Genomic DNA, 24,558 nt, shown 5'->3' on the forward strand with positions numbered 1-24,558 from the left:
TACCCGTAACACCCCCGAGGAGCGGTGCTGATGAGCCCCGAGGCCATCATCGATGGGCTGTTCGCCGGTTCCATCTACGCCCTGGTCGCACTCGCCCTGGCGATCGTCTTCCAGCCGACCCGGATCATGAACTTCGCTCAGGGCGAGGCGCTGATCCTCGGCGCCGCCGTGGCCTACCAGATCGTCGCGCTGGAGAAGCTGGGCTGGGCCGCGGCGATCGGCCTGACCATCGTGCTGGCCTGCGTCATGGGCGTGCTCATGGAACGCATGATCACCCTGCCCATCAAGCTGTCCGGATCGCGCAACGCCTGGATCATCGCGACGCTGGCCGCGGCGCTGATCTTCCAGTCGGTGTTCAACCTGGGCTACTTCGACGTCGACGCCCTGAGACCCAGCCCGATCATCCCCGGCGGGTTCGAGGTCGCCGGGATGACCATCCAGTGGCAGGAACTGCTGACCATCGTCGCCGCGCTGGCCGTCATGGGGCTCTACGACCAGTTCCTGCGCCGCTCCGCCTACGGCAGGGCGATCCGGGCCACCGCCCACAGCTCCGACACCTCGGTGCTGATGGGCATCCCCGTGCAGCGCATCGTGGTGCTCTCCTTCGTCATCGCGGCCGTGATCAGCGCCGTCGCCGGCCTGCTCGCCGCTCCCGTGATCTTCGTGGCCCCGGCGGCCGGCCTGGTGTTCACCATCAAGGGCTTCACCGCCGCGGTCATCGGCGGCGTCGGGTCGCCCCGCGGCGCGCTCATCGGCGGCATGATCGTCGGCCTGCTCGACACGATCGTGCGCAGCCTGGTCGGCGGCTCCATCGGCAACTTCGCCGTCTTCGCCGCCCTCGCCGTGATCCTCGTCATCTTCCCGTCCGGACTCTTCGGCAAGCCCATGGAGGCGCACTGATGGCAACGGTGGAAACGACCCCCGCCCGCGCCGGCGGGCGCGGCGGCTCCTTCTTCGACTCCGCGGGCTACCACCGATGGCGCACCGTGGCCCTGGCCGGGCTGACGATCGTGGCCGTCGCCGTGCTGCTCGCCTGGCCGTACATCACCGACTACTACAGCTACAACGCCTCCTACTACAACGGGCTGGTCGCCTCGGCCGGCATCAGCGCGATCCTGACGATCTCCCTCAACCTGTGCATGGGGTACGGCGGGCTGCTGTCGATGCTCCACAGCGGCCTGCAACTGGCGGGCGGGTACGCCACCGGCTACATCGTGGTCAAGGCGAGCGGCTCGTGGCTGCTCGGCATCGTGGCCTCGACCGCCGTCGGCACCGTGATCGCCCTCATGGTGCTCGCGGTCAGCCTGCGGGCCACGTACCTGTACTTCGGCATGATCACCCTGGCCGCCAACCTCATCGTGGTCGAGGTCGGCCGCGAATGGGAGCCGGTCACCGGCGGCATCGTCGGCATCAGCGGCATCGCGCCCGCCGCCGGCGGCGAGATCATGCCCAAGGAGGTCTTCTACTACGTGGTGCTGGGCTTCCTCGTCCTCGCCTACATCGTGCAGCGCAACCTCGTGCGCAGCGGCGTCGGCCGCGCCTCGATGGCCGTGCGCGAGTCCTCCGACACCGCCTCCGCGATGGGCATCTCGCCGAACCGGGCCAAGCTCCTGCTGTTCGGCATCTGCGGCGGCATGGCGGGCCTGTCCGGAGCCCTGTACGCGCTGCAGCTCGGGTTCATCAACCCGGACGTCGGCCTGCTCGACAACGGCATCATCTTCTTCGTCGGCCTGTTCCTCGGCGGCAGCGCCACCCTGGCCGGGCCGATCATCGGCGTCGGGTTCATCGCCCTGATCGTCGAGCTGATCAAGGACCAGGCCCGCTACACCACCCTCGTCCTCGGCCTGCTGCTGCTGGCCGCCATGATGCTGATCCCCGGCGGCATCGTCGGCACCTGGAAGAACTCGCGCTTCGGCCGCGACCGGGTGACCGAGGCCAGGGACGAGGAGCTGCCCGAACAGGTGCCCGACGTGGTGCCCGAGCTGCGCGACGCCCGGCCGGACGTGCCCGCGCTGGAAGGCACCGGAATCGTCAAGCACTTCGGCGGCGTGCACGCGCTCGACGGCGTGGACGTGCGCATCATGCCCGGCACCGTGCACGGCATCATCGGGCCCAACGGGTCCGGCAAGTCCACGCTGGTGTCCTGCCTGACCCGCTATCACAAGATCGACGCCGGCACCGTGAAGGTGTTCGGCGAGGAGGCAGCCGCGACCGCGCACGGCGTGGCGCGGGCCGGGGTCACCCGGGTCTTCCAGGTCCCGCACCTGTTCGAGCGGGTCAGCGTGCTCGACAACGTGCTCACCGGCATGCGGACGCGCGAGTCCTACAGCTGGCTCGGCGCCGTGCTCCGCTCGCCGTCCTACCGCCGCCAGGACGAGGTCGAGCGGAAGGAGGCGCTGGAGCTGCTGGCCTTCGCCGGGCTCGCCTCCCGCGCCGACTGGCTCGCCTCGTCCCTTTCGCACGGCCAGAAGCGCCTGCTGGAGGTCGTCCGCGCGGTGGCCAGCCGGCCCAAGGTGCTCATCCTGGACGAGCCCGCCACCGGCCTGACCACCGGCGAGCTGGACGCCCTGGCCAGGCTCTGCCGGGCGCTACGCGAGCGCGGGCTGGCCGTCGTGCTGATCGAGCACAACGTGGACTTCGTGATGAACCTCTGCGACGAGATCACCGTCCTGGAGAGCGGAAAGGTGATCGAGCAGGGCAACCCGGAACGGGTGCGCAACTCGGCGGCGGTCCTCGAGGCGTATCTCGGCCGCCCGGACCTCATGGGAGACGAGTCGTGAGCAGACTGCTGGAACTGTCGGGGCTGGGCGCCGCCTACGGCGGCGTGCGCGCCCTCGACGGGCTCGACCTGCACGTCGACGAGGGCGAGTTCGTCGTCCTGCTCGGCCCCAACGGGTCGGGCAAGACCACGACCATGAAGTGCGTCTCCGGGCTGCTCAAGCCCGTGGCGGGGCGGATCAGCTTCGCCGGGAAGGACCTGGCCAAGGTGCCCGGCTGGAAGCGGCCCGCCCTCGGGCTCGGCCACGTGCCCGAGGGCCGGCAGATCTTCCCCGAGCACACCGTCATGGAGAACCTCACCCTGGGCGCCTTCCCGGTGCGGCGCAAGCGCGCCGAGACCGAGCGGCGGCGTGAGGAGATGCTGGAGCTGTTCCCGCGGCTGGCCGAGCGGAGCACCCAGCTCGCCGGCACGCTCTCGGGCGGCGAGGCGCAGATGCTCGCGGTCGCCCGCGCCCTGATGGGCGACCCGCGCCTGCTCATGCTGGACGAGCCGTCGCTGGGGCTGGCGCCGCTGAAGGTCATCGAGCTGTTCGGCTATCTCAAGCGGCTGCACGAGGAGCGCGGGCTCACCATCCTGCTCGTCGAGCAGCAGGCCAGCACCGCGCTGCGGCTCGCCGACCGAGGCTACGTGCTCGACCACGGGACGGTGGGGCTGGAGGGCACCGCGGCCGAGCTGCGCGACGACCCCCGCGTCCAGGCCGCCTACCTGGGACAGCTCCGAGAGTCCGCCTGACACCCCCGACGACGAACGTCCGGCACGGGCCCGCGAGGCCCGTGCCGGACGTTCTGTTCTGTACGGGTCCCGGTCAGCCGAAGGCGGTGGTGCCGGGCTTGACGACGCCGAGGAAGGCCGCCAGGAGCACCAGGAACCAGATCGCGTACACGTACGGCAGGCACGTCTGCACGGACGTGCGGATCCTGGCTTCGACCTCCGGCGTCGAACCCTCGGAGACCAGCTTGCCGAACGCCGGCCCGAACGGCTTCAGCCGCCAGCGGATCATCACGCCGGCGAGGATGCAGAGCCCGTAGGCGGCGAGCTTGGCGCCCAGCCACTTCGGGTTCGTCTGGACGCCGAACGGCTCCGGCACGACTAGCATGTACGCGCCGATGCCGACCAGCACGACCACCAGGCCGTACCGGACCACCAGGTCGAGCCGCTGCACGATCCGGCCGAGCGCGGTGGCGCCCTTGGTGTAGTCGTAGACGACCAGCACCAGCCAGCACAGCGCGGCCACCCAGACGAGGGCGACGAACCACCAGGGGAAGTAGTCCTCGGCGAACGGCCCGAGCGCCATCAGCGTCACGCCGCTGGGCAGGAACAGCACCAGGCAGATGCGCGGCGCCATGTCGACCGCGTGCATGATCTTGGCGGCCACCGACCGGGCCGGGGTGGGCAGGTCGGACTTGAGGATGAAGCGGCTGGAGTAGAAGACGCCGATGTCGCTGCCCAGCCAGTACACGAACAGGACGATGTGCAGGAAGATCGCCAAACTGTAGGCGTTGAGCCCATGAACCGGTTCGATGGGCGCGGCGAGGATCATGAGTGAGTCTCCGTAGGAGTGCGTGTGGCCGGGCCCCTCGGGACCCGGCCACGGTGATTCAACACGGTGATCTATGAGGTGTCAGGCGTGACTACATGCCGTCGCCGTCCCAGCGGCCGCGCGAGCGGCTGCGCACGGGCAGGCTGGAGAGGATCGGCGCGGGGATGGGGTCGCCCTGCTTCCAGACGCGGCCCGCGCCCCAGTTGTGCGCGTGCTCGTCGGTGCGCTGGTCGGGGTGCTCCAGGTCGGCCGGGGCCGCGCCCCAGTCGGCCTCCAGGGCCCCGTGGTCGTGGTCGCCGTGGTCGTGGTCATGACTGTGGTCATGGTCGTGGTCGCCGTGGCCGCCCTGCAGCCGGGCGGTGTCGAGGGCCTTGGCGATGGCGATCAGGCTGGCGTCGGTGCCGAGGCCGTGCTCCACGACGTCGCCCTCGTCGGCGCCCTGGCTGCGCGCGTACTCCAGCGACGCCCGCAGCATCTCCATGTCCTCGTCGCTGCGCCGGGACTCGCCGCCGAGCTCGTGGGAGGACTGCGACCAGCGCATGGCGCCGCCGCCGGGGCCGTAGTTGATGCCCTCGCCGCCCCAGCGCACCCACTCGTTCTGGGTGTACCAGTTGAACAGCTCGCCGTCGGAGCGCAGCAGCCAGGTCGCGCCGCCCTCCATCGAGGTGAAGTGGCCGTGCTTGACCCGGGCCGGGCGGAAGAAGTAGGTGCCGAGGTCCAGGGTGCCGAAGTTGTACTCCATGTGGCCCTGGGTGGTGTACGCCTCCTCGTAGCACGGGTGGTGGGCCAGGCGGTGGTCGGCCCAGCCCTCCTGGGCGTGCACCAGCCGGGTGTAGAAGCCGGTCACGGGGTCGACGTGCAGATACTTGATGAACAGGCCGGGCATCGGGCCGGGGTTCGGCACCGCGTCCCACTGCATGGCGTCGCTGTCGATGACGATGACGTCCTCGCGGGCGTCCGCCCAGCGCGGGGCGGCGAGCGAGTCGACCGCGTCGAAGCCGGCGTCGCCGTACTCGCGGTAGTGCAGGATGCGGGTGCCCTCGGCGAACGTGATCGCGTCGGCCGGCACGCCCTTCGGCGCGTACACGTATCCGCCCTTGCCGATCTGACGGCCGCCGTACGTCATCGAGCCTTCGAGCACGTAGTACTCGGTGTTGGCGTGGTGGATGCCCGGGCCGCGGCCCCAGTCGGTGTGGAAGTCGACCCGCAGCGACGAGGAGCCGTCCTCCTCGTCCACCGACAGGCGTCGCTCGCTGGCCCGTCCTTCCCCGCCGACCAGCTCGGCGCCGTGCCAGACGTAGTCATCTTCTTGGATCAGCTCGACATGCGGGCGCACTTGGTTGTCCTTCCACCGACCGTGAAGCCGATTGTTCCGGTATGCGAAACGTTGTTTCTTCAGTTGATTCGAGAGTAATTGTCTGATGTATTGCGGGTCAAGGGCCTAGGAGGCTCCCGCCTGCGCCTTCAGGTCCCGCTTGACGATCTTGCCGGCCGCGTTCCTGGGCAGCTCGGTGACGACCTGCCACCGCCTGGGGACCTTGTAGCCCGCCAGGCCCGTCCGGCAGTGCGCCTCCAGCTCGGGGAAGAGGCTCTCGGGCGCGGCCTCGACGCCGCGGCGCAGCACGACGTAGGCCATGACCTCCTCGCCCCACTGCTCGGACGGGGAGCCGACGACCGCCGCCTCGGCGACCGCCCCGTGCGTGGCCAGCACGTCCTCGATCTCGCGCGGGTAGACGTTCAGGCCGCCGGAGATGATCATGTCCTTCTTGCGGTCCACGACGTGCACGTAGCCCTCCTCGTCCCGGACGACAATGTCGCCGCAGGTCAGGAAGCCGTCCTCGGTCGTGCACGCGGCGGTGGCCGCCGGGTCGTCGTGGTAGCCGTTCATCAGGAAGGGGGAGCGGCTGAACAGCTCGCCCGGCTCGCCGGGGCCGGCCGGCGCACCCGACGGGTCCACCACCCGCAGCTCCGTCATGTACCAGGCGTGGCCCACCGAGCCCGGCTTGCGGTGCTGGTCCACCGGGCGCAGATTGGTCACGATGCCGGCCTCCGTGGACCCGTACAGCTCGTGCACGCCGCACGCGGGGAACGTCTCCATGACCCACTGCTTCAGCGTCCAGGGCAGCGCGGCGGCGTTGAAGTAGAGCGTGTCGAGGCTGCTCAGGTCGTGGCCCGCGAGCTTGCCGTCGTCCATCGTACGGAGCATCTGCGCGTGGGTCGGCACCAGGAACACCGACCGCGCCCGATCCCGCTCCACCAGGTGCAGCAGCGCCTCCGGGTCCCATTTACGGAGCATGGTGACGGTGCCGCCGGTGTAGACCGGGGCGTACCCGAAGGCGAACCCGGCCCCGTGGTACATCGGGGCCACCGCCACCGACACCCGGCCGGCGCCCAGCCCCCACTCCAGTGCCGAGCAGTAGAACGTGAGCGACCGGCTGCGATGACTGATCACCACGCCCTTGGGCCGGCCGGTCGTGCCGGAGGTGTAGGTGATGCAGAACGGGTCGAGCTCGTCCACCCGGACCCCGGGATCGGCCGCGCGGGCCGCGGCCAGCTCCTCCTCGTACGGCCGCCCGGCCTGCGCGCCGTCGATGGACAGCGCCGTCAGCCGCAGCTCCTCGATCGCGTCGCCCACCGTGGCGGCGCAGGCGTCGTCCAGGACGATCGCGCGGCTGCCCGAGTGCTCCAGGATGTAGCGGGCCTCGCCCGCAGTGAGCCTCGGGTTCAGCGGCACCATCACCAGGCCCGCCTTGGCGACGCCCGCGGCGATCTCGGGGTACTCCAGCCGGTTGCCGAGCAGCACCGCCACCCGGTCGCCGGTCGTCAGGCCCCGGGCCAGCAGCGCGCACGCCAGGCGGTTGGCGCGCTCGTCGAGCGCGGCGTAGGTGAGGGTGCGTTCCCCGTCGATCACCGCGGTCGCCGAGGGGGTGGCGCGGGCGAACTCGCGCACCCCGCCCGCGATCGACAGGGGGGCGCCTCCACGGAGGACGGGCATGGTCTCTTCCTTACGTCGGAGTGGGGGAAGTCAGCCGCGTGGCTGCCAGAGGGTGACGGCGATGCCGTTCGGGGTGTCGGCGGCGGCCACCAGGGCGCGCCCGTGCAGCGGGTCGTCGGTCTCGGCGGGGGAGGCCGTCACCGTGCCGCCGGTCGCGCGGACGCTCTCCAGCGCGGCCTCCAGGTCCCGGGTCCGCACCGACCAGCCGCTGTGGCCCAGCGAGCGGGCCGGGCGCTGGGTGGCCCGCCGGTCCACGCGGTGCTCGGTGGCGGCGCTGGTGACCTCGATCCTGGCGGTCTTCTCCCCGGCCAGGAACGCCAGCCGCATCTCGGTGCCCGGCGGCAGGCCCGCCACCTCGTCGAAGCCGGGGGCGGAGAAGACCACGTCGTACCAGACGGCCATGCCCAGGCCGTCAGGGCCCCAGAACGCGACCTCGGAGTCGGGGTCGGGCACGTGGCAGACGACGGAGGTCAGCTCGGTGTAGGGGCGCGCGGGGTCGGCGGCCCACGCCTCGGTGCCGCGGACCGCGGCCGGCTGCACGAACACCACGACCGTGCCGTCCGGCGCCGGGCAGACGCCCTGCGTGACCTGCACCTCGCGGTCCCCGACGCTGACGCCGTACGTGGTCGGCGCGGTGGTCCAAGCGCGGCCGGAGGCGGCGAAGCCCGCGTGCGCGGCCTCGATGTCGCGGGCGTACATGTCGATGCCGACCAGGCCGACGTCGAGGTTGTGCGGCGGCTGTGCGGGGGCGAGCGGCTCCGGCACGCGCACCAGGTGGATCCGCCCGGTGCCGGCCCCGGCCGCGGCCAGCGCCATCACCTCGACGTCCGCGGGGCCCGACCCCCACAGCGGGCCGGCGACCGACCCGGGCACCACGCCCTCGCCGGCCACCTCGTAGCCCAGCACGTCGCGGAAGAGTTCGAGGTGCGGGCCGAAGTCGGTGACGCCGACGATCGCGGCGGTGATCCCCTCGACCAGTGGCTCTCGGTCGTTCTCGGTCACATGCCCTCCGGGGAGCGAGGCTGTTCCTGTTTGCGGAACAGTGTTCCATTTTGGCTAGTTGTCACGCTAAGCTCGCCGCCATCTACCTGTCAACCGCCGCTGTGACCAGGAGGAATCATGCGCGCAGGAGTCCCCGGAATGCCGATCATGGACAAGCACCTCGGAGAGTGGCGTGGGGAGTACATCCACGTCGACGCCGATGGCAAGATCGTCGACCGGCACGCCTCCCACCTGTACTGCAGGATCCCCGAGGACGGCTCGTTCAGCTTCATCCAGACCAACACCTACACCTGGGACGACGGCCGCCAGGAGGTGTTCGACTTCGGCGGGCGCGTGGAGAACGAGATCGCCTACTTCGACACCGAGCGGATCACCGGCGAGATGAGCCAGGTGGACGACCTGACGATCGTGCTGACGTGGTCGTACAAGGAAGACCCCGACAACTACCTGTACGAGCTCATCCAGTTGTCCCGCGACGGCAGGCACAAGTGCCGCACCTGGCACTGGATGGACGGCGACCGCCTCGTCAAGCGGACGATCATCTCCGAGACCAAGGTCGCCTGAACCGGCGTCACCCGCGGCTTCACACGCGGCGGACCAGCGTCAGGACGGCCAGCAGGACCACCGCGAACGCCGACGCCAGCGCCGCGTACCAGCCGTAGCGGATCACCGGCTCGACCGAGAGCAGCTCGCCCACGTCGAGCGAGACCCGGTCGGCCGGACCGCGCGGGGAGGACACGAACATCACCAGCGCCAGCATCGCCAGCGCCCCCGGCACCGCCGCCACGGCCGCGAGCCTCGGCCGGGCCAGCATCCCGGTGATGCCGCAGCCGATCGCCGCCACCCCGGCGAGCAGGGCGTAGACGCCGAGCAGGTCGTCGATGCCGCGCGTGTCGCTGGTGATCGCGCCGCCGATGATGGCGCTGCTGGCCCGCACCCCCGACCACGGCAGCACCGCGCACAACGCCAGCACCGCCCCGGCCAGCGTGATCCCCGCCGCGTAGCCGCGGCTGCCCGCCCTGGCTTCGGCCACACGATCACGATAAGCCGCACCGGACACCCGCACCATCCACCGCCACCCACTCGTCACCGTCAGGCACCATCCCGACCGCCCTCTTCCCGGGCTTCCCCGGAACATCTCCACAACCGGCCCTCGTGGGACGTCACGGGCGGGTGCGCTCGCGGTCGGCTTTTTGGGGGTCTCTACGGGTGGTCTGCGGCGGGTGCGCTCGCGGTTGCTCTTCTCTGCGGAGCGTCGTGCCCGGGTGTCCTTGTGGCGGGCTTTCTTGGGGTGTGGCCTGTTTGTGAGGTCACCGCGGTTGGGCGTCGTGGGCGGGTGTGTTCGTGGGTCCTCCCGGGGTGTCGTGTCTTTTGATGTTTCGTGGTCGGCCTTCCTCGGGGACCTGATCCTGATGTGGGCCGTTGATCACGGTGGACTCGCCCCAGCGCAGCCTGGCGCGCAGTTCGACCGCGTCGGCGGCCAGCGCGGACACCAGCGTGCCCGGCCCGGCCAGGGGCAGCACGGCGACGCCATCCGCCACCAGGGCCTCCGGCGGGGCGGCCGGGCCCGTGATGAGCGTCGTGCCCACGCAGGCGGCGCCGCCGAAGACGGCGGGGGAGGAGTCCAGCGCCTCCTCTCCCACGGTGAACTCCTGCCTCAGCAGCGGCCGCCCGCCGACCGTGGCGTCGAAGCGGGTATGGCAGCGTCCCGGCCGCTCCCCGTACCGCCCGAAGACGATCTCCTCCCGCCACAGCACCCGCGCGTCCGGCGCGAGCTTGAGCCGTACGGACATGCGATGGGAACACCCGGCGGCCAGCACGGTCGGCTCCGGCGTGAACCGGAGCGTCGCCCCCTCGCCCACCACGGCGGTGATCAGCATCGACGAATCGCCCCGCCCCGGCAGGACGAGCGTGCTCGCCACCGACCCCACCTCCAGCGTGGTACCCGCCGCGACGACCAGATCGAGCGCCAGGTCGTCACCCCCCAGAGGCCCGGCCGCCGTGGAGACCAGATGCACGGCCGCCTCCCCGGTCTGCCGCAACGTCAACGGAGGATCGGAACGCAACAACGAGATCACGGTCCCACCCCCCACCGTCCCGCCGCCCCAGCCATCGGACGATCCCGCAGCTCGGCCGTGGGACGAACCCACCACCGTCGGGGGGCAGTCGTGGGGTGTTCCGAACGCCGCCGGGCTGGATCGGTTGTGGGATGGGTTCGCTGTCGGGGTGGGTTGGTCGTGGGACGGTCTCGCCGCGGCCGAGCAGGTGGTTTGGTCAGGAGGTGGTTCCGCCGCCGAGCCGAAGGCTGGATCGTGGGATGGTTCCGGTGTGGCTCGGTGGGTGGGCGGTCTTGCTGCCAGGGTGGTGGCGATGGCGGCTCTGGCGCGCATGTCAGGCGTACTCGTGGCGCCAGGACTTGACCTGGTCCGTCACCCAGGCGGCGACCTCGGCCACGGCGGGTTCCTGCCTGACCGAGGTGAACAGCACCGGCCTGCCGCCGCGCACCGCCGCCGCGTCCCGGTCCATGACGCCCAGGTCCGCGCCCACCATCGGGGCCAGGTCCGTCTTGTTGACCACCAGCAGGTCGGCCGCGGTGACGCCGGGACCGCCCTTGCGCGGCACCTTGTCCCCGCCGGACACGTCCAGGACGAAGATCTGCCGGTCGGCCAGCCCTCGGCTGAACGTCGCCGTCAGGTTGTCACCGCCGCTCTCCACGATGACCAGGTCGAGCGGGCCGAAGCGGTGTTCGAGCGTCTCCACGGCGTCCAGGTTGGCGGCGATGTCGTCGCGGATGGCGGTGTGCGGGCAGCAGCCGGTCTCGACGGCTGCGATGCGCTCCTCGTCGAGCACGCCGGCCCTTCGCAGGAAGTCGGCGTCCTCCGTGGTGTAGATGTCGTTGGTCACCACGCCGAGCTGCAGTGACGGACCGAGGGCCCGGCACAGCGCGGCCACCAGAGCCGTCTTGCCGCTGCCGACGGGACCGCCGACCCCGAGCCGCAGCGCCCTGCCGTGGCCGTCGGGGGCGTGATGGTGGTCGTCGTGGTTGGCGCCCATGTCGCGGGGTTCCTCCTTATGAGACGAAAAGTCTGACCGTCGCGTGCGCGTGCCGCTCGGCCAGCAGGTCCAGTCCTGGCGCGGACGGCGCCCCCAGCGCCGCCCATCCGCCCTCCTCCACCCCCGGATCAGCGGAGTATCCGGCCAGCTCGGAACATCCACAGCCTCCTCGCGCCGCACACCCATCCACCTCAGCAGCCCCGAACCCACCGGGTTCGTGAAGCCCGGCCGTGGAGGGCTGGAAAGTCCCGATCCCGCCCCGCTCGTGAAGCCCGGCCTCGGCCTGCTTGACAGCCCTCGTCGCGTCCGGTTCGTGACGAGCGGTCCCGTTCGGCTTGGGGAGCTTGGCATCGGCCGGTTCGGGAGTTTCGATCGCGCCCGATTTGGGCTGGGTGGTCTCCTGCGGCTGGGGGAGCCTCGAACCCGCAGGTTCGGGTATCTCTGTCGCACCTGGTTCGGGCTGGGTGATGTCGTGCGGCCGGAGGAGCACGGTGTCGGTCGGTTCGGGAGTCTTCGTCCCAGACGGCTTGGGATGGGTGGTCCCGTTCGGCTGGGGGAACTTGGTTCTGGCTGGTTCGGTGAGGGCGGTCAGGTCGGGTGTGAGGTCGGCGAGGATGCCGTGTACAGCAACCGGATCGAGGCCGAGCAGGCGCACCGCCGCCGTGGCCGGGCCGGTGATCGCGTGATAGGCCGCCGCCAGTGCGGCGTCCCCGGGTGTGGCTCCCGCCGCGTGCGCCGCCGCGCCGAGAGCGATCGGGTGGTGCGGGCTCGGGACCTCCTGGGCCAGCTCGTCGAGCACCGGTGACGGCCACAGTCGCCGCGCCACCCGCAGCAGCAGCCTCCCCTGCAACCGCGCGGCCTCCCGCTGCGCGGGCGACGCCGTCCGCGCATCGGCCTCTGCGTCCAGCAACTCCCAGGAGAAGCGCACCCCACCGACCGGCGAAACCCCATCTCCCCGTACGGTGCCGCTCGCCGAGCAAGGGGATCCCCGCGACAGGCCCTTCCGTACGGTGCCGTCCCCCGAACAAGGGGAGCCGCCCGATGGGACTTCGCCCCGCACAGGGCTGGGGCCGCTGACCGTGGGGTGAGGGCTGGCCTCTCCGCGGACAAGGTCTCCCGGGTGCGAGGGGCATCCCGCAGGAGGGGATCCGTCTGGCGGGCGTGGTACGTCTGGGCGGAATTCACCGCGTACGGGGGAGACGGCGAAGGTGCAGGCGGCGGTGGCGAGGGTGGCGGCGAGGGCGCCGGCCGTGTGGAGGCGGCCCCGCAGGAACGACGACAGGGACGGGAGGTCGTGGACCAGCCCCAGGGCGACCGCCTGCTCGACCCCGCCGGAGTGGGCGTGGCCGCCGGCCGGGAGGCGGGAGTCGGTGAGGAGGAGGATCGCCGGGTGCATCAGAACAGGAAGTAGCGCTGGGCCAGCGGCAGGGCCGGGGCGGGAGCGGGCTCGACGGGCTCGCCGTCGATGCGGACCTCGAACGTGTCCGGCGCCACCTCGATGCGCGGCAGGGCGTCGTTGAGCGGCATCGCGTCCTTGCCGCGTCTGCGTACGTCCGCCACGGGGACGAGGCGGCGGCGCGCCGCGAGCCGGTCGGCGAGCCCGGTCTCCAGCGCGAGCGGCGCCACGAAGTGCAGCGACGTGGCGGCGGCCGTCACCGGGACGGCGCCGAACATGGGCCGTGGCAGCACCGGCTGCGGCGTCGGGATCGAGGCGTTCGCGTCGCCCATCTGGGCCCAGGCGACCACCCCGCCCTTGAGCACCAGCGCCGGCTTGACCGCGAAGAACGCCGGGTCCCACAGCACCAGGTCGGCCAGCTTGCCCGGCTCCACCGAGCCCAGCTCGGCGTCCAGCCCGTGCGCCACGGCCGGGCAGATCGTGTACTTGGCGACGTAACGGCGGGCCCGCAGGTTGTCGGCGGGGCCGTCGCCGAGCTTGCCCCGGCGGGCCTTCATCACGTGCGCCGTCTGCCAGGTGCGGATGACGGTCTCGCCGATGCGGCCCATGGCCTGCGAGTCGGAGCCGATGATGGAGATCGCGCCGAGGTCGTGCAGGATGTCCTCGGCCGCCATCGTGGTGGGCCTGATCCTCGACTCGGCGAACGCCAGGTCCTCCGGGATGGCCGGGTTGAGGTGGTGGCACACCATGAGCATGTCCAGGTGTTCGTCCAGGGTGTTGACGGTGTGCGGCCGGGTCGGGTTGGTCGACGACGGCAGCACGTTGCCGTGGGAGGCGACGCGGATGATGTCGGGCGCGTGCCCGCCGCCCGCGCCCTCGGTGTGGTAGGCGTGGATCGCCCGGCCGCCGATCGCCGCCAGCGTCGACTCGACGAAGCCGGCCTCGTTCAGCGTGTCGGTGTGGATCGTCACCTGCACGCCCGTCGCGTCGGCCACGGTGAGGCACGCGTCGATGGCGGCGGGCGTGGTGCCCCAGTCCTCGTGCAGCTTGAAACCGGACGCGCCGGCCTTGAGCTGCTCCAGCAGCCCTTCCGAGCTGACCGTGTTGCCCTTGCCGAGCAGCGCGAAGTTGAGCGGGTAGGCGTCGAGCGACTCCAGCATCCGCTCCAGATACCAGGTCGGGGTGACGGTGGTGGCCTTGGTGCCCTCGACGGGGCCGGTGCCGCCGCCGATCACGGTGGTGACGCCCGAGCCGATGGCCTCGTCCAGGATCTGCGGGCAGATGAGGTGCACGTGGGAGTCGACCGCGCCCGCGGTGAGGATCTTGCCGTTGCCGGCCAGGATCTCGGTGGACGGGCCGATGACGATGTCGACGCCGTCCATGGTGTCGGGGTTGCCGGCCTTGCCGATGGCCGTGATGCGGCCGCCGACGACGCCGACGTCGGCCTTGACCACGCCCCAGTGGTCGAGGATGACCGCGCCGGTGATGACCAGGTCGGCGGCGCCCTCGGCGCGGGTGGCCCTGGACTGGCCCATCGACTCGCGGATGACCTTGCCGCCGCCGAACACGGCCTCGTCGCCCGCCCCCGCCGGGCCCATCGAGCGGTCCTCGGTGACCTCGATGAACAGGTCGGTGTCGGCCAGCCGCACGCGGTCGCCGGTGGTCGGGCCGTAGAGCGCGGCGTAGCGGGCGCGGGAGAGCTCAGCCATCGAGCGCCCCCGCCCGCTCGGGCCGCAGCCCCGGCACGATCCGGCGGCCGGCCAGCGGGACCAGCGTGACGTCGCGCGCCACGCCGGGCTCGAACCTGACCGCGGTGCCCGCGGGCACGTCCAGCCGCATCCCCCACGCGGCCTCCCGGTCGAAGTCCAGCCCCGGGTTCACGGCCGCGAAGTGGTAGTGGGAGCCGACCTGTACGGGCCGGTCCGCGGTGTTCACGACCCGCACCGTCACCCGCGCCCGGCCCGGGTTCAGCGGGATGGCGCCCTCGGGGTGCGCGTACTCGCCCGGGATCACGGGATCGGCCTGTGCACGGTGACGAGCTTGGTGCCGTCGGGGAAGGTGGCCTCGATCTGCACGCTGTCGAGCATCTCCGGTACGCCCTCCATGACCTCGTCCCGGCGCAGCACCGAGCGCCCCGACTCCATCAGCTCGGCCACCGTCCGGCCGTCCCTGGCCCCTTCCATCAGGAACGACGCGATGACCGCGGTGGCCTCCGGGTGGTTGAGCCGCAGGCCGCGAGCCTGGCGGTCACGCGCCACCCCGGCGGCGACGTGGATGAGCAGGCGTTCCTGCTCGTGTGGGGTTAGCCGCATGGCCCGGACCATAGGAACCGGCCGTTTCCCGGGTGTTGCCGGGGCATGTCGTACCGGTTTCCGTTGCCGAGCGGCCCAGATGACGAACACCCGCGTTCCGGTGAGGGCGTGGCAATCGGCAATTAACACGCGGGATCTATCCGTGACACGCGAGGGAGTCACCTTTCTTCCAATGGCAGGTCGGCAGGAAGGAACTGCTGGTGCGAACCCCCCGCGCCCTCGTCTCCGCGCTTCTCCTCACCACCCTCGCGGCCTGCGGGTCGCCGCCGTCCGGGTCCGGCTCCTCCGCCGGCGCCCAGGACGAGATCAAGGTCGGCGTCCTCCACTCGCTCAGCGGCACCATGGCCATCAGCGAGGTCACCGTACGGGACGCCGAACTGCTCGCCATCGAGGAGATCAACCAGGCTGGCGGAGTCCTCGGCAAGAAGCTGGTCCCGGTCGTCGAGGACGGCGCGTCCGACTGGCCGACCTTCGCCGAGAAGGCGACCAAGCTGATCAGGCAGGACAAGGTGGCCACCGTGTTCGGCGGCTGGACGTCGGCCAGCCGCAAGGCCATGCTGCCGGTCTTCGAACGTTACAAGTCGCTGCTCTGGTATCCGGTGCAGTACGAAGGCCTGGAGAGCTCCCCGAACATCTTCTACACCGGCGCCACCACCAACCAGCAGATCATCCCCGGCCTCGACTACCTGAAGGAGCAGGGCAAGAAGAAGATCTTCCTGGTCGGCAGCGACTACGTCTTCCCGCGCACCGCCAACAAGATCATCAAAGCGTACGCGGCCGCGAACGGGATGCAGGTGCTCGGCGAGGAGTACACCCCGCTCGGCCACACCGAGTACTCCACCCTCGTCAACAAGGTCGTCCAGGCCGGGCCCGACGCCGTCTTCAACACGCTCAACGGAGACTCCAACGTCGCCTTCTTCAAGCAGCTCAAGAGCGCCGGCGTGAGCGCCGAGGCGATGCCGGTGCTGTCGGTGAGCGTCGCCGAGGAGGAGGTCAAGGGCATCGGCGTGGACAACATCGCCGGCCACCCGGTCGCCTGGAACTACTACCAGACCACCGACACCCCGGCCAACCAGGCGTTCGTCAAGGCGTTCAAGGCCGCGTACGGCGAGGACAAGGTCACCAGCGACCCGATGCAGGCCGGCTACAACGCCGTCCACCTGTGGGCCGAGGCGGTCAAGAAGGCCGGCACGACCGAGGTCGAGGCCGTCAAGAAGGCGGCCGGCGGGATCGCCCTGGAACGCCCTGAGGGCCTGGTCACCATCGACGGCGAGAACCAGCACCTGTACAAGACCGCCCGCATCGGCGTCATCCGGCCCGACGGCCTGATCGAGCAGGTGTGGGACTCCGGCGAGCCGATCAAGCCCGACCCGTACCTCAAGGGGTACTCCTGGGCCGGCGGGCTGGCGGAGGAGTGATGACGGCCGTCGTCAACCAGCTCCCCATCGGGCTGTCCATCGCGGCCGTGCTGCTCCTGGTGGCGCTCGGGCTGACGGTCACGTTCGGCCAGATGGGCGTGATCAACATGGCGCACGGCGAGTTCATCATGGCGGGCGCGTACACCGCCTTCCTGCTCCAGGACCTGCTGCTCGCGCTGCCCGCGGCGTTCGTGGTCGCCGGGCTCATGGGCCTGGCGCTGGAGCGCGGCGCCATCCGCCACTTCTACGGCAGGCCGCTCGACACGCTGCTGCTCACCTGGGGCGTCAGCCTGGTGCTGCAACAGCTCGCCCGCGACCTGTTCGGCGCGCCGAACGTGCAGGTGCCCGCGCCGTCGTGGCTGTCCGGCGGCATCGGCATCCTCCCGTACAACCGCCTGTTCATCATGGCGCTCGCCGTCGCGGGCGTGGTGGGCATCTGGCTGTACCTCACCCGTACCGAACTGGGACGGCGCACGCAGGCGGTCGTGCAGAACCGGCGGCTGGCCGCCACCAGCGGCATCGACCCCGGCCGGGTGGACATGCTGACCTTCTTCATCGGCTCCGGGCTGGCCGGGCTGGCCGGGGTGGCGCTCACTCTCATCGGCCCCGTCGGGCCCGCGCTCGGCACCTACTACATCGTCGACGCCTTCCTGGTGGTGGTCGCGGGCGGGCTCGGGCAGCTGCGCGGGGCCGTGCTCGCCGCCGTCGGGCTGGGGCTGCTCAACTCGTACGCCGAGTTCTGGTCCGACGCGAGCCTGGCCAAGGTGCTCGTGTTCGCGGCCGTCATCGGCTTCCTGCAGGTGCGGCCACAGGGGCTGGTCGCCCTGAGATCGAGGGCGCTGACATGATCAAGAGGAACCTGCCGTTCGCCGCCATCGCGGTGATCGCCCTGGTCGCCGCCCCGCTGCTGCTGGAGCCGTTCCGGCTGAGCCTGCTCGCCAAGTACCTCTGCTACGCGATCGTGGCGCTCGGCATCGGGCTGGCCTGGGGGCAAGGCGGCATGCTCACCCTCGGCCAGGGCGTCTTCTTCGGCCTCGGCGGCTACGCGATGGCCATGTACCTCAAGCTCAGCGAGAGCGGGGGCGGCCTGCCCGACTTCATGGTGTGGAGCGGCGTGGAGGAACTGCCCGCGCTCTGGGCGCCGTTCGCCAATCCGGTGTTCGCGCTGACCATGGCGGTGGCCGGGCCGGTGCTGCTCGCGGTCGTGCTCGGCACGCTGGTCTTCAGGCAGCGGGTACGGGGCGCGTACTTCGCGATCCTCACCCAGGCGCTCGCCGCCGCCATGGTCATCCTGCTCGTCGGGCAGCAGGGGCTGACCGGCGGCACCAACGGCATGACGAACTTCTTCGAGCTGTTCGGCGCCGACCTGGCCGACGACTCCACCCAGCGGATGCTGTACCTGGTGGTCGCGGGCGTGCTCGGGGTGCTCTACCTGGCCACCCGGCAGCTCGTGAACAGCAGGTTCGGCAGGCTGCTGGTCGCCGTGCGCGACGGAGAGGACCGGGTGCGCTTCCTCGGGTACGACCCCGCCCTGGTCAAGACCGTCACCTTCGCCGTCTCCGCCGGGCTGGCCGGGCTCGCCGGAGCCCTGTTCGTCCCGGTCGTCGGCATCATCTCGCCCGCCCTGCTCGGCGTCGTCCCGTCCCTGGAGCTGGTCGTCGCGGTCGCCGTCGGCGGCCGGCAGGTCCTGGCCGGGGCGGTGCTCGGCGCGGTCGTCATGGGCTACGCCCAGACCACGTTCAGCGAGCAGTTCGCCAACGGCTGGCTCTACCTCCAGGGCGCGCTGTTCATCCTGGTCATGACGCTGGCGCCGAAGGGCATCGCCGGCATTCTGGGGAGGTTGCGCCGTGCTCGAACTGCGTGACGTGCGGGTGGTCTTCGACGGCTTCCACGCCCTCGACGGCGTGGACCTCACCGTCGCCGACGGCGAGCTGCGCTTCCTCATCGGCCCCAACGGCGCCGGCAAGACCACGCTCATCGACGTGATCACCGGCCTGACGAGGCCCGCAGCCGGGCGGGTCAGGTTCGGCGGGTACGACCTGGTCGGCCGGAAGGAGCACCAGATCGTCCGGCTCGGCGTCGGCCGCACCTTCCAGACCTCGGTCGTCTTCGAGGAGCTCACCGTCCTGGAGAACCTCGACCTGGCCGCCTGCTTCAGAAAACCACTGTGGTCGCTGGCCGGGCGGCGGCGAGGAGTGTCGGACGCCGTCGCGGAGGCGCTGGCCAGGACCGGACTCGAACCGCTCGCCGGCCGTTCAGCCGGTGTTCTCTCCCACGGCCAGCGCCAGTGGCTGGAGATAGGCATGCTGCTGGCACAGCGGCCCCGCCTGCTCCTCCTGGACGAGCCCGTCGCCGGCATGTCCAAGGATGAACGGGACCGTACGGGGCAGTTGCTCACCGAGATCGCCGACGACCACACGGTGATCGTGGTGGAGCACGACATGGAGTTCCTGCGCCGGCACGCCTCGGCCGTGACGGTGCTGCACGAGGGCAGGGTGCTCGTCGAGGGGTCGGTGGAGCAGGTCAGCGCCGACCCGCGGGTGCAGGAGGTCTACCTGGGGAGGAGGCCCAGCGATGCTGTCGGCAAGTGAGCTCGAATCCGGCTACGGCAGGGCCCGGGTGCTGTTCGGCGTCTCGCTCGACGTCGGCCCCGGGCAGCTCGTCTGCGTCATGGGACGCAACGGCGTCGGCAAGACGACGCTGCTCAACACCATCATGGGCGTGCTGCCCGCGACGTCCGGCGCCGTCACCTTCGACGGCCGCGACGTCACCCGGCTGCCCACCCACGAGCGGGCCCGGCTCGGCATGGGGTACGTGCCGCAGGGCCACCAATGCTTCCCCCAGCTGTCCGTGCTGGGCAACCTGCTGGTGACCATGGAGGCGGCCAGGACCGGCAAGGAGTCCGTCGACTCGGCGCTGGACCTCTTCCCCGGGCTCAAGCCGCTGCTCAAACGCCGGGCCGGGCACCTGTCCGGCGGCCAGCAGCAGCAGCTCGCCATCGCCCGCGTGCTCGTCACCCGGCCCCGGCTGCTCATCCTCGACGAGCCCACCGAGGGCATCCAGCCGTCGATCATCCTGGAGATCGAGGAGGCCATCGAACGCCTGCACGCCTCCGGGCTCGCCGTGCTCCTCGTCGAGCAGTATCTCGACATAGCGGTCCGGCTGGCCGACCGGTTCGTCATCCTCGACGCCGGCCAGGTCGTGCGCACCGGCGACGCCGGGGACCTGCACGGCGAGGACGTCCACCGGCTCCTCGCGGTGTGACCGTCACCCCGCCGCCCACCGGCGGGCCGACTCGACGATCTCGTCCAGCCGCCCGCCGTGGGCGCCGTGCCAGTAGACCTGGCCGCACTCGCGGCACCGCCCGTACGCGTCGTAGTTGCGCTCCGTGCCCGCCTCCAGCAGCGGCGCCACCTCGCCCTTGGACACCGCCACCAGCTCACCGTTGCAGGCCGTGCACCGCGTCCACGGACGCAGCGGCGGCGCGAACCGTTCCAGCAGGTCACGCAACTGGTCGTCAGGACGGGACCCGCGCACGTACGCGCCCAGCCACAGCGCCCGGCGGCGCAGCAGCCCGCGGTCCTGGGTGAGCAGCACCCGCCGCTCCGCGTTCGCCTGCGCCACCAGCGACGGGTCGTCCATGTCGTTGTGGTAGGCGGTGTCGAGCCCGAGCAGCCGCAACCGCCTGGCCAGCGTCCCCAGGTGCACGTCCAGCAGGAACCGCTCCTCCGGCAGCGCCTGCGGCCGCGGCACGGCCGCGACCTCCAGCACGTCCCCCGGCCGCGGCACGTACGCCGGCGTCACCGCGCGCCCGCCGGCCGTCATCGGCCCCACCTCGGTCAGCGGGACGCCGGCGGCCTCCACGTGGTGACCCAGCGTCGACGACCCGTCGGGGACGATGGGCCGCTGCGGCTCCCGCCGGCCCGCGGGCAGGAACAGCAGCAGCTCCGGGGCGATGCGAAGAAGCGCCGTCCGTTCCGTCACATCACCCATTCTGCCGCTCCCGCGGACAGGCCCGGTCATAGCGGAAGCCGCCACTCGTACCACTCGTCGAGCACCTCGAAGCCCATGGCCTCGTTGATCGCCAGCATGTGCCGGTTCGTGGTGGCGTTCCAGGTGACGATCCGGTCGATGTGCGGCTCGCTCTCGCGCAGCCAGAACAGGTTGGACAGCTTGAGCAGCAGGCCGAGCCGGTGGCCGCGGTGCTCCTTGAGCACCGTCGTGTCGCCCTGGTGGCCCCAGCGGCTCGCGCGGCCGGCGTCCAGGTAAATGCGGGTGATCCCGGCGGGCGCGCCGTCGGAGGCACGCCGGGCGAGCATGCTGTAACAGTCTTCGCCGTCCCGCCGCATCCGCTCCTCGGTGGCGCGTATCCGGTCGACCGGCAGCCGCTTGGGCTCCACGCCCGCGTCGCGCGGCGCGTCGTTCATGCCGTCGAGCACCGCCGCCAGCGCGGGCAGCAGGTCGTCGCCGGCCGGGCCCGTCCAGCGCTCCAGCAGGTAGCCGCCGGACTCGGGCATCATGCGGGCGAGCCCGTCCCAACCCGCTGCACCCAGGTCGAGCACGCTGCGCGCCTGCGTGACGGCCACCGAGCAGCCGCGGGCGGCGGCGAAGGCGGATCCCGGGCCGCCGACGAGCGTGGCGCCGCCGATCAGCAGATCGCGGCCACCCGCCCGCGCCCGGCCGGCGGCGTGGTCCAGCAGCGCGGTGCCCAGCCCCCGGCGCTGCCGCTCAGGATGGACCGTCAGCGTGAACAGGGTGGCGAGGTGGGTGTTGTCGTATCGAGGGAGGCCCAGCGCGTAGCCCGCGACGACCCGGCCGTCCTCGACCACGGCCCACGCCTCGGCCCGCGACCCCGGCGACCCCTCCAGCAGGTAAGCGCCGAACCGGGTCCGCGACCACAGAGGCCCGGGAATCCCCGCCATGCTCGCCACGTACGTCTCGTAGAGCCCGGTGGCCCGGTCACCCGACTCGATCCGCTGGATCAGCACGGCACCAGACAAGCGCACCTCGTCCGCCCACGCGAACGGTTTTACTGACGGTAGTTCTCCACCTGGCTCGCCGGACGGCTCGACGCGCCGTCGGGGTCCTCGCCCGCGCCGCGCCGGGCGCGCCGCTGCCGCAGCAGGTCCCAGCACTGGTCGAGCGCCGCCTCCAGCTCGTTGACCCGGGCGTTCTCCTCGTCCGTGGCCAGCTCGCCCGCCATCAGCCTGGTGCGCAGGCCGTGCTCCTCGTCGACCAGCGCCTTGATCCGGTCCAGAATCTCGTCGTCCCGCATAGGGGGACTCTAACTCCCACGTGATAGAACACGCCCTATGGCTGGTCTCGCCCTGGTAAGGAAGCCCGGCCCCCGCATCGCCGAGGGCATCGTCACGAACATCCCGCGCGAGCCCGTCGACCGCGAACTCGCCGCCGAGCAGCACGCCGCCTACGTCGCCGCCCTCGCCGCCGCCGGCTGGCGCCCGGTGCACGCCCCGCCCGCCGACGACCTGCCCGACGCCCCGTTCGTGGAGGACGCGGTCGTGGTGTCCGGCCGGCTCGCCGTACTGACCAGGCCGGGCGCGCCGGAGCGGCGTCCCGAGGTGGACTCCGTCGAGCAGGCCGTACGGGGCCTCGGGCTGAACACGGTACGGATCACGCGGCCGGGCACGCTCGACGGCGGCGACGTCCTGCAGACCGGCGACACCGTGTACGTCGGCAGGTCGGCCCGCACCGACGACCACGGCATCGCCCAGCTCGCCGCGCTGCTGCCCGAAAGGCGGGTGGTGCCGGTCGAGCTGTCCGGCGTGCTCCACCTCAAGTCCGCCGTCACCGCGCTGCCCGACGGCACCCTCATCGGCGACCCCGCGCACGCCCGCCTGCCCGGCCTGCTGGTGCCGCCGGAGGAGGCGGGCGCGCACGTCGTGCCGCTGGACGGGGACACGGTCCTGATGGCGGCCTGCGCGCCGCGCACCGCCGAGCTGCTGGAGAAGCGCGGTCTCGCCGTGGTCGCGGTCGACATCTCGGAGTTCGAGAAACTGGAGGGCTGCGTCACCTGCCTGAGCGTGCTCGTCCCCGACGCTCTCAGCATGTGAGATCTTGACCGGTCCACGCCGAGACGTCTGGTAGCGTGATTCGCATGCTGCGCGGGCTCCTTCTTAGCTGCCGCGGCGAGGGCCTCTAAAGGCCGGCTCCCTCGCCGCGGAGCCAGTCATGCGCGTCGGCCGCTTTCCTTCGACCGACACCCAGGAGCACTTCGATGACAGCTCAGCAGCCCAGCCGCATGCCGTTCCAGCGCTATCAACCCTTCGAGCCGATCCGGCTGACCGACCGCACCTGGCCCGACCAGGTCATCACCAAGGCCCCGCGCTGGTGCGCCGTCGACCTGCGTGACGGCAACCAGGCGCTGATCGACCCGATGGACTCCCACCGCAAGCTCCAGATGTTCGAGCTGCTGGTCCGGCTGGGCTACAAGGAGATCGAGGTCGGCTTCCCGGCCGCCTCCCAGACCGACTTCGACTTCGTACGGCAGATCATCGAAGAGGGCCGGATCCCCGGCGACGTGGTGATCCAGGTGCTGACCCAGGCCAGGCCCGAGCTGATCGAGCGCACCTTCGAGTCGCTGCGGGGCGCCAAGCAGGCCATCGTCCACCTCTACAACTCCACCTCCACGCTGCAGCGGCGGGTGGTGTTCGGCATGGACAGGGAAGGCGTCACCGCCATCGCCGTCGAGGGCGCCAAGCTGGTCAGGAAGCTGGCCGAGGCGAGCGACGTCGACGTCTACTACCAGTACTCGCCGGAGTCGTTCACCGGCACCGAGCTGGAGTACGCCGTCGAGGTGTGCGACGCGGTCAACGAGGTGTGGCAGCCCACCCCCGACCGCAAGGTGATCATCAACCTGCCGGCGACGGTCGAGATGGCCAGCCCCAACGTGTACGCCGACCAGATCGAGTGGATGCATCGCAACCTGAAGCACCGCGACTCGATCATCCTGTCGCTCCACCCGCACAACGACCGCGGCAGCGCCGTGGCCGCCGCCGAGCTGGGCTACATGGCCGGCGCCGACCGCATCGAAGGCTGCCTGTTCGGCAACGGCGAGCGCACCGGCAACGTCTGCCTGGTCACGCTGGGCATGAACCTGTTCTCCCAGGGCGTCGACCCGGAGATCGACTTCAGCGACATCGACGAGATCCGCCGCGTCGTCGAATACTGCAACCAGCTGCCCGTCCACCCCCGCCACCCGTGGGGCGGCGAGCTGGTCTACACCGCCTTCTCCGGCTCCCACCAGGACGCCATCAAGAAGGGCTTCGAACACCTGGAGGCCGACGCCGAGGCCGCGGGCGTCCCCGTCGACTCCCACACCTGGGCCGTCCCCTACCTGCCCATCGACCCCAAGGACATCGGCCGCACCTACGAGGCCGTCATCCGGGTCAACAGCCAGTCGGGCAAGGGCGGCGTCGCCTACATCATGAAGGCCGACCACCAGCTCGACCTGCCGCGGCGGCTGCAGATCGAGTTCTCCAAGGTCGTGCAGGCCCGCACCGACGCCGAGGGCGGCGAGATCACCCCGGCTGACATGTTCGCCATCTTCCAGGACGAATACCTGCCGACGCCCGGCAACCGCTGGGGCCGGCTCGGCCTGATGGCCCACCGCCACGACTCGACCGTCGACGAGAAGGTCCGCCTCAACGCCGACGTCCGCGTCGACGGCGAGATCCGCGAGATCGAAGGCGTCGGCAACGGCCCCATCTCCGCCTTCATCGACGCCATCGGAGCCGCCGGCATCAAGGTACGCGTCCTGGACTACGTCGAGCACGCGCTGAGCGCCGGCACCGACGCCAAGGCGGCCTCCTACATGGAGTGCGAGGTCAACGGCGCGGTGCTGTGGGGGGTCGGCATCGACGCCAACACCACCACCGCCTCCCTCAAGGCCATCATCTCCGCGGTCAACCGCGCCTCCCGCTGACCGTTCACCTGCACCGCCCTGCATGATCTGCGGGGTTCCGGTGCCCGGCATACCGCCCACAAGGCTCGATGCCTCTTTCTCGACCGTGCCTCTGCTGACCATGGGGGTGCGGTCGAGGTG

General features: G+C 71.2%; 25 protein-coding genes. 11 read left to right on the forward strand and 14 right to left on the reverse strand.

The annotated features are described in order from the left end of the window. Window positions 1–30 precede the first annotated feature (30 nt). The 3 genes from ACZ6YG_RS09180 to ACZ6YG_RS09190 are packed head-to-tail and all read left to right on the forward strand — an operon-like array spanning window position 31 to window position 3,511. Window positions 31–900: a branched-chain amino acid ABC transporter permease gene (locus ACZ6YG_RS09180; protein WP_219549186.1), complete on the forward strand. Its 870-nt coding sequence runs from the start codon at window positions 31–33 to the stop codon at window positions 898–900. Continuing rightward, window positions 900–2,780, forward strand: coding sequence for a branched-chain amino acid ABC transporter ATP-binding protein/permease (locus ACZ6YG_RS09185; RefSeq protein ID WP_466017631.1), 1,881 nt, complete (start codon window positions 900–902; stop codon window positions 2,778–2,780). The genes ACZ6YG_RS09180 and ACZ6YG_RS09185 overlap by 1 nt, the downstream gene beginning before the upstream one ends. Next, the gene (locus tag ACZ6YG_RS09190; protein ID WP_397198124.1) at window positions 2,777–3,511 is read left to right on the forward strand and encodes an ABC transporter ATP-binding protein; all 735 of its coding nucleotides are present in this window, start codon (window positions 2,777–2,779) and stop codon (window positions 3,509–3,511) included. The genes ACZ6YG_RS09185 and ACZ6YG_RS09190 overlap by 4 nt, the downstream gene beginning before the upstream one ends. Before the next feature lie 73 nt (window positions 3,512–3,584). Here the strand turns inward: ACZ6YG_RS09190 and ACZ6YG_RS09195 are convergent, their stop codons facing one another. The 4 genes from ACZ6YG_RS09195 to ACZ6YG_RS09210 form a co-directional block, all read right to left on the reverse strand. After that, window positions 3,585–4,319 carry a hypothetical protein gene (locus ACZ6YG_RS09195; protein ID WP_466017632.1) on the reverse strand — a complete coding sequence of 245 codons (735 nt, stop codon included), beginning with the start codon at window positions 4,317–4,319 and terminating at the stop codon, window positions 3,585–3,587. Window positions 4,320–4,410: 91 nt separating this feature from the next. Continuing rightward, window positions 4,411–5,655, reverse strand: coding sequence for a DUF4437 domain-containing protein (locus ACZ6YG_RS09200; protein ID WP_466017633.1), 1,245 nt, complete (start codon window positions 5,653–5,655; stop codon window positions 4,411–4,413). 105 nt (window positions 5,656–5,760) lie between these two features. Continuing rightward, on the reverse strand, window positions 5,761–7,314 hold the full coding sequence (locus ACZ6YG_RS09205; protein WP_466017634.1) for a class I adenylate-forming enzyme family protein: 1,554 nt from the start codon (window positions 7,312–7,314) through the stop codon (window positions 5,761–5,763). A gap of 30 nt (window positions 7,315–7,344) precedes the next feature. Beyond that, window positions 7,345–8,316: a VOC family protein gene (locus tag ACZ6YG_RS09210; protein ID WP_148033444.1), complete on the reverse strand. Its 972-nt coding sequence runs from the start codon at window positions 8,314–8,316 to the stop codon at window positions 7,345–7,347. Window positions 8,317–8,433: 117 nt separating this feature from the next. Here ACZ6YG_RS09210 and ACZ6YG_RS09215 point away from each other — a divergent pair, with 117 nt between their 5' ends. Continuing rightward, the gene (locus ACZ6YG_RS09215) at window positions 8,434–8,880 is read left to right on the forward strand and encodes a hypothetical protein (protein WP_466017635.1); all 447 of its coding nucleotides are present in this window, start codon (window positions 8,434–8,436) and stop codon (window positions 8,878–8,880) included. A gap of 19 nt (window positions 8,881–8,899) precedes the next feature. Here the strand turns inward: ACZ6YG_RS09215 and ACZ6YG_RS09220 are convergent, their stop codons facing one another. From ACZ6YG_RS09220 to ACZ6YG_RS09250, 7 genes are all read right to left on the reverse strand, one after another. After that, entirely contained in the window at window positions 8,900–9,349 is a 450-nt protein-coding gene (locus tag ACZ6YG_RS09220) for a hypothetical protein (protein WP_148033442.1), read from the reverse strand. Window positions 9,350–9,626: 277 nt separating this feature from the next. Beyond that, entirely contained in the window at window positions 9,627–10,364 is a 738-nt protein-coding gene (locus ACZ6YG_RS09225; protein WP_466017636.1) for an urease accessory protein UreD, read from the reverse strand. A 343-nt stretch (window positions 10,365–10,707) separates the two neighbouring features. Then, complete coding sequence (gene ureG, locus ACZ6YG_RS09230; RefSeq protein WP_148033440.1) at window positions 10,708–11,370, reverse strand: urease accessory protein UreG; 663 nt, start codon at window positions 11,368–11,370, stop codon at window positions 10,708–10,710. Window positions 11,371–11,386: 16 nt separating this feature from the next. Further along, the gene (locus ACZ6YG_RS09235; protein WP_466017637.1) at window positions 11,387–12,280 is read right to left on the reverse strand and encodes an urease accessory UreF family protein; all 894 of its coding nucleotides are present in this window, start codon (window positions 12,278–12,280) and stop codon (window positions 11,387–11,389) included. A 485-nt stretch (window positions 12,281–12,765) separates the two neighbouring features. Further along, window positions 12,766–14,475 (reverse strand): urease subunit alpha, encoded by a 1,710-nt coding sequence (locus ACZ6YG_RS09240; RefSeq protein WP_466017638.1) that lies wholly within the window; start codon window positions 14,473–14,475, stop codon window positions 12,766–12,768. Next, the gene (locus ACZ6YG_RS09245; protein WP_148033437.1) at window positions 14,468–14,779 is read right to left on the reverse strand and encodes an urease subunit beta; all 312 of its coding nucleotides are present in this window, start codon (window positions 14,777–14,779) and stop codon (window positions 14,468–14,470) included. The genes ACZ6YG_RS09240 and ACZ6YG_RS09245 overlap by 8 nt, the downstream gene beginning before the upstream one ends. Then, window positions 14,776–15,078, reverse strand: a complete 303-nt coding sequence (locus ACZ6YG_RS09250) for an urease subunit gamma (protein WP_148033436.1) — start codon at window positions 15,076–15,078, stop codon at window positions 14,776–14,778. The genes ACZ6YG_RS09245 and ACZ6YG_RS09250 overlap by 4 nt, the downstream gene beginning before the upstream one ends. 200 nt (window positions 15,079–15,278) lie before the next feature. Here ACZ6YG_RS09250 and urtA point away from each other — a divergent pair, with 200 nt between their 5' ends. Genes urtA through urtE form a run of 5 tightly spaced genes read left to right on the forward strand, consistent with a single transcriptional unit; the run spans window position 15,279 to window position 19,760 of the window. Beyond that, window positions 15,279–16,496, forward strand: a complete 1,218-nt coding sequence (gene urtA, locus ACZ6YG_RS09255; RefSeq protein WP_397198118.1) for an urea ABC transporter substrate-binding protein — start codon at window positions 15,279–15,281, stop codon at window positions 16,494–16,496. Further along, window positions 16,496–17,344 carry an urea ABC transporter permease subunit UrtB gene (gene urtB, locus ACZ6YG_RS09260; protein WP_466017639.1) on the forward strand — a complete coding sequence of 283 codons (849 nt, stop codon included), beginning with the start codon at window positions 16,496–16,498 and terminating at the stop codon, window positions 17,342–17,344. Before urtA ends, urtB begins: the two co-directional genes overlap by 1 nt. Then, window positions 17,341–18,360 (forward strand): urea ABC transporter permease subunit UrtC, encoded by a 1,020-nt coding sequence (urtC, locus tag ACZ6YG_RS09265; RefSeq protein ID WP_466017640.1) that lies wholly within the window; start codon window positions 17,341–17,343, stop codon window positions 18,358–18,360. Before urtB ends, urtC begins: the two co-directional genes overlap by 4 nt. Continuing rightward, window positions 18,344–19,087: an urea ABC transporter ATP-binding protein UrtD gene (gene urtD, locus ACZ6YG_RS09270; protein WP_148033433.1), complete on the forward strand. Its 744-nt coding sequence runs from the start codon at window positions 18,344–18,346 to the stop codon at window positions 19,085–19,087. Before urtC ends, urtD begins: the two co-directional genes overlap by 17 nt. Continuing rightward, entirely contained in the window at window positions 19,071–19,760 is a 690-nt protein-coding gene (urtE, locus tag ACZ6YG_RS09275; RefSeq protein WP_271277781.1) for an urea ABC transporter ATP-binding subunit UrtE, read from the forward strand. Before urtD ends, urtE begins: the two co-directional genes overlap by 17 nt. A 3-nt stretch (window positions 19,761–19,763) precedes the next feature. On the opposite strand, the gene ACZ6YG_RS09280 is transcribed toward urtE, so the two are convergent. Genes ACZ6YG_RS09280 through ACZ6YG_RS09290 form a run of 3 tightly spaced genes read right to left on the reverse strand, consistent with a single transcriptional unit; the run spans window position 19,764 to window position 21,771 of the window. Beyond that, window positions 19,764–20,480 (reverse strand): Mut7-C RNAse domain-containing protein, encoded by a 717-nt coding sequence (locus ACZ6YG_RS09280; RefSeq protein ID WP_466017641.1) that lies wholly within the window; start codon window positions 20,478–20,480, stop codon window positions 19,764–19,766. Window positions 20,481–20,515: 35 nt separating this feature from the next. Beyond that, a complete protein-coding gene (locus ACZ6YG_RS09285) occupies window positions 20,516–21,496 on the reverse strand; it encodes a GNAT family N-acetyltransferase (RefSeq protein WP_466017642.1) in 981 nt (326 codons plus the stop codon). 29 nt (window positions 21,497–21,525) lie between these two features. Then, window positions 21,526–21,771: a DUF2630 family protein gene (locus ACZ6YG_RS09290; protein WP_219549217.1), complete on the reverse strand. Its 246-nt coding sequence runs from the start codon at window positions 21,769–21,771 to the stop codon at window positions 21,526–21,528. 37 nt (window positions 21,772–21,808) lie between these two features. On the opposite strand from ACZ6YG_RS09290, the gene ddaH reads away from it, so the two are divergent. After that, window positions 21,809–22,567 carry a dimethylargininase gene (ddaH, locus tag ACZ6YG_RS09295; RefSeq protein ID WP_466017643.1) on the forward strand — a complete coding sequence of 253 codons (759 nt, stop codon included), beginning with the start codon at window positions 21,809–21,811 and terminating at the stop codon, window positions 22,565–22,567. Window positions 22,568–22,731: 164 nt separating this feature from the next. After that, on the forward strand, window positions 22,732–24,438 hold the full coding sequence (gene leuA / locus ACZ6YG_RS09300; RefSeq protein WP_466017644.1) for a 2-isopropylmalate synthase: 1,707 nt from the start codon (window positions 22,732–22,734) through the stop codon (window positions 24,436–24,438). Window positions 24,439–24,558 lie beyond the last annotated feature (120 nt).

This window comes from Nonomuraea sp. NPDC054003 (genome assembly GCF_055585125.1).

Coding starts and splice junctions, on each gene's coding strand:
- ACZ6YG_RS09180 (WP_219549186.1), top strand. CDS start 31: ATGAGCCCCGAGGCCATCATCGATGGGCTGTTCGCCGGTTCCATCTAC.
- ACZ6YG_RS09185 (WP_466017631.1), top strand. CDS start 900: ATGGCAACGGTGGAAACGACCCCCGCCCGCGCCGGCGGGCGCGGCGGC.
- ACZ6YG_RS09195 (WP_466017632.1), bottom strand. CDS start 4,319: ATGATCCTCGCCGCGCCCATCGAACCGGTTCATGGGCTCAACGCCTAC.
- ACZ6YG_RS09205 (WP_466017634.1), bottom strand. CDS start 7,314: ATGCCCGTCCTCCGTGGAGGCGCCCCCCTGTCGATCGCGGGCGGGGTG.
- ACZ6YG_RS09215 (WP_466017635.1), top strand. CDS start 8,434: ATGCGCGCAGGAGTCCCCGGAATGCCGATCATGGACAAGCACCTCGGA.
- ureG (WP_148033440.1), bottom strand. CDS start 11,370: ATGGGCGCCAACCACGACGACCACCATCACGCCCCCGACGGCCACGGC.
- ACZ6YG_RS09240 (WP_466017638.1), bottom strand. CDS start 14,475: ATGGCTGAGCTCTCCCGCGCCCGCTACGCCGCGCTCTACGGCCCGACC.
- ACZ6YG_RS09250 (WP_148033436.1), bottom strand. CDS start 15,078: ATGCGGCTAACCCCACACGAGCAGGAACGCCTGCTCATCCACGTCGCC.
- urtB (WP_466017639.1), top strand. CDS start 16,496: ATGACGGCCGTCGTCAACCAGCTCCCCATCGGGCTGTCCATCGCGGCC.
- urtC (WP_466017640.1), top strand. CDS start 17,341: ATGATCAAGAGGAACCTGCCGTTCGCCGCCATCGCGGTGATCGCCCTG.
- urtE (WP_271277781.1), top strand. CDS start 19,071: ATGCTGTCGGCAAGTGAGCTCGAATCCGGCTACGGCAGGGCCCGGGTG.
- ACZ6YG_RS09290 (WP_219549217.1), bottom strand. CDS start 21,771: ATGCGGGACGACGAGATTCTGGACCGGATCAAGGCGCTGGTCGACGAG.
- ddaH (WP_466017643.1), top strand. CDS start 21,809: ATGGCTGGTCTCGCCCTGGTAAGGAAGCCCGGCCCCCGCATCGCCGAG.
- leuA (WP_466017644.1), top strand. CDS start 22,732: ATGACAGCTCAGCAGCCCAGCCGCATGCCGTTCCAGCGCTATCAACCC.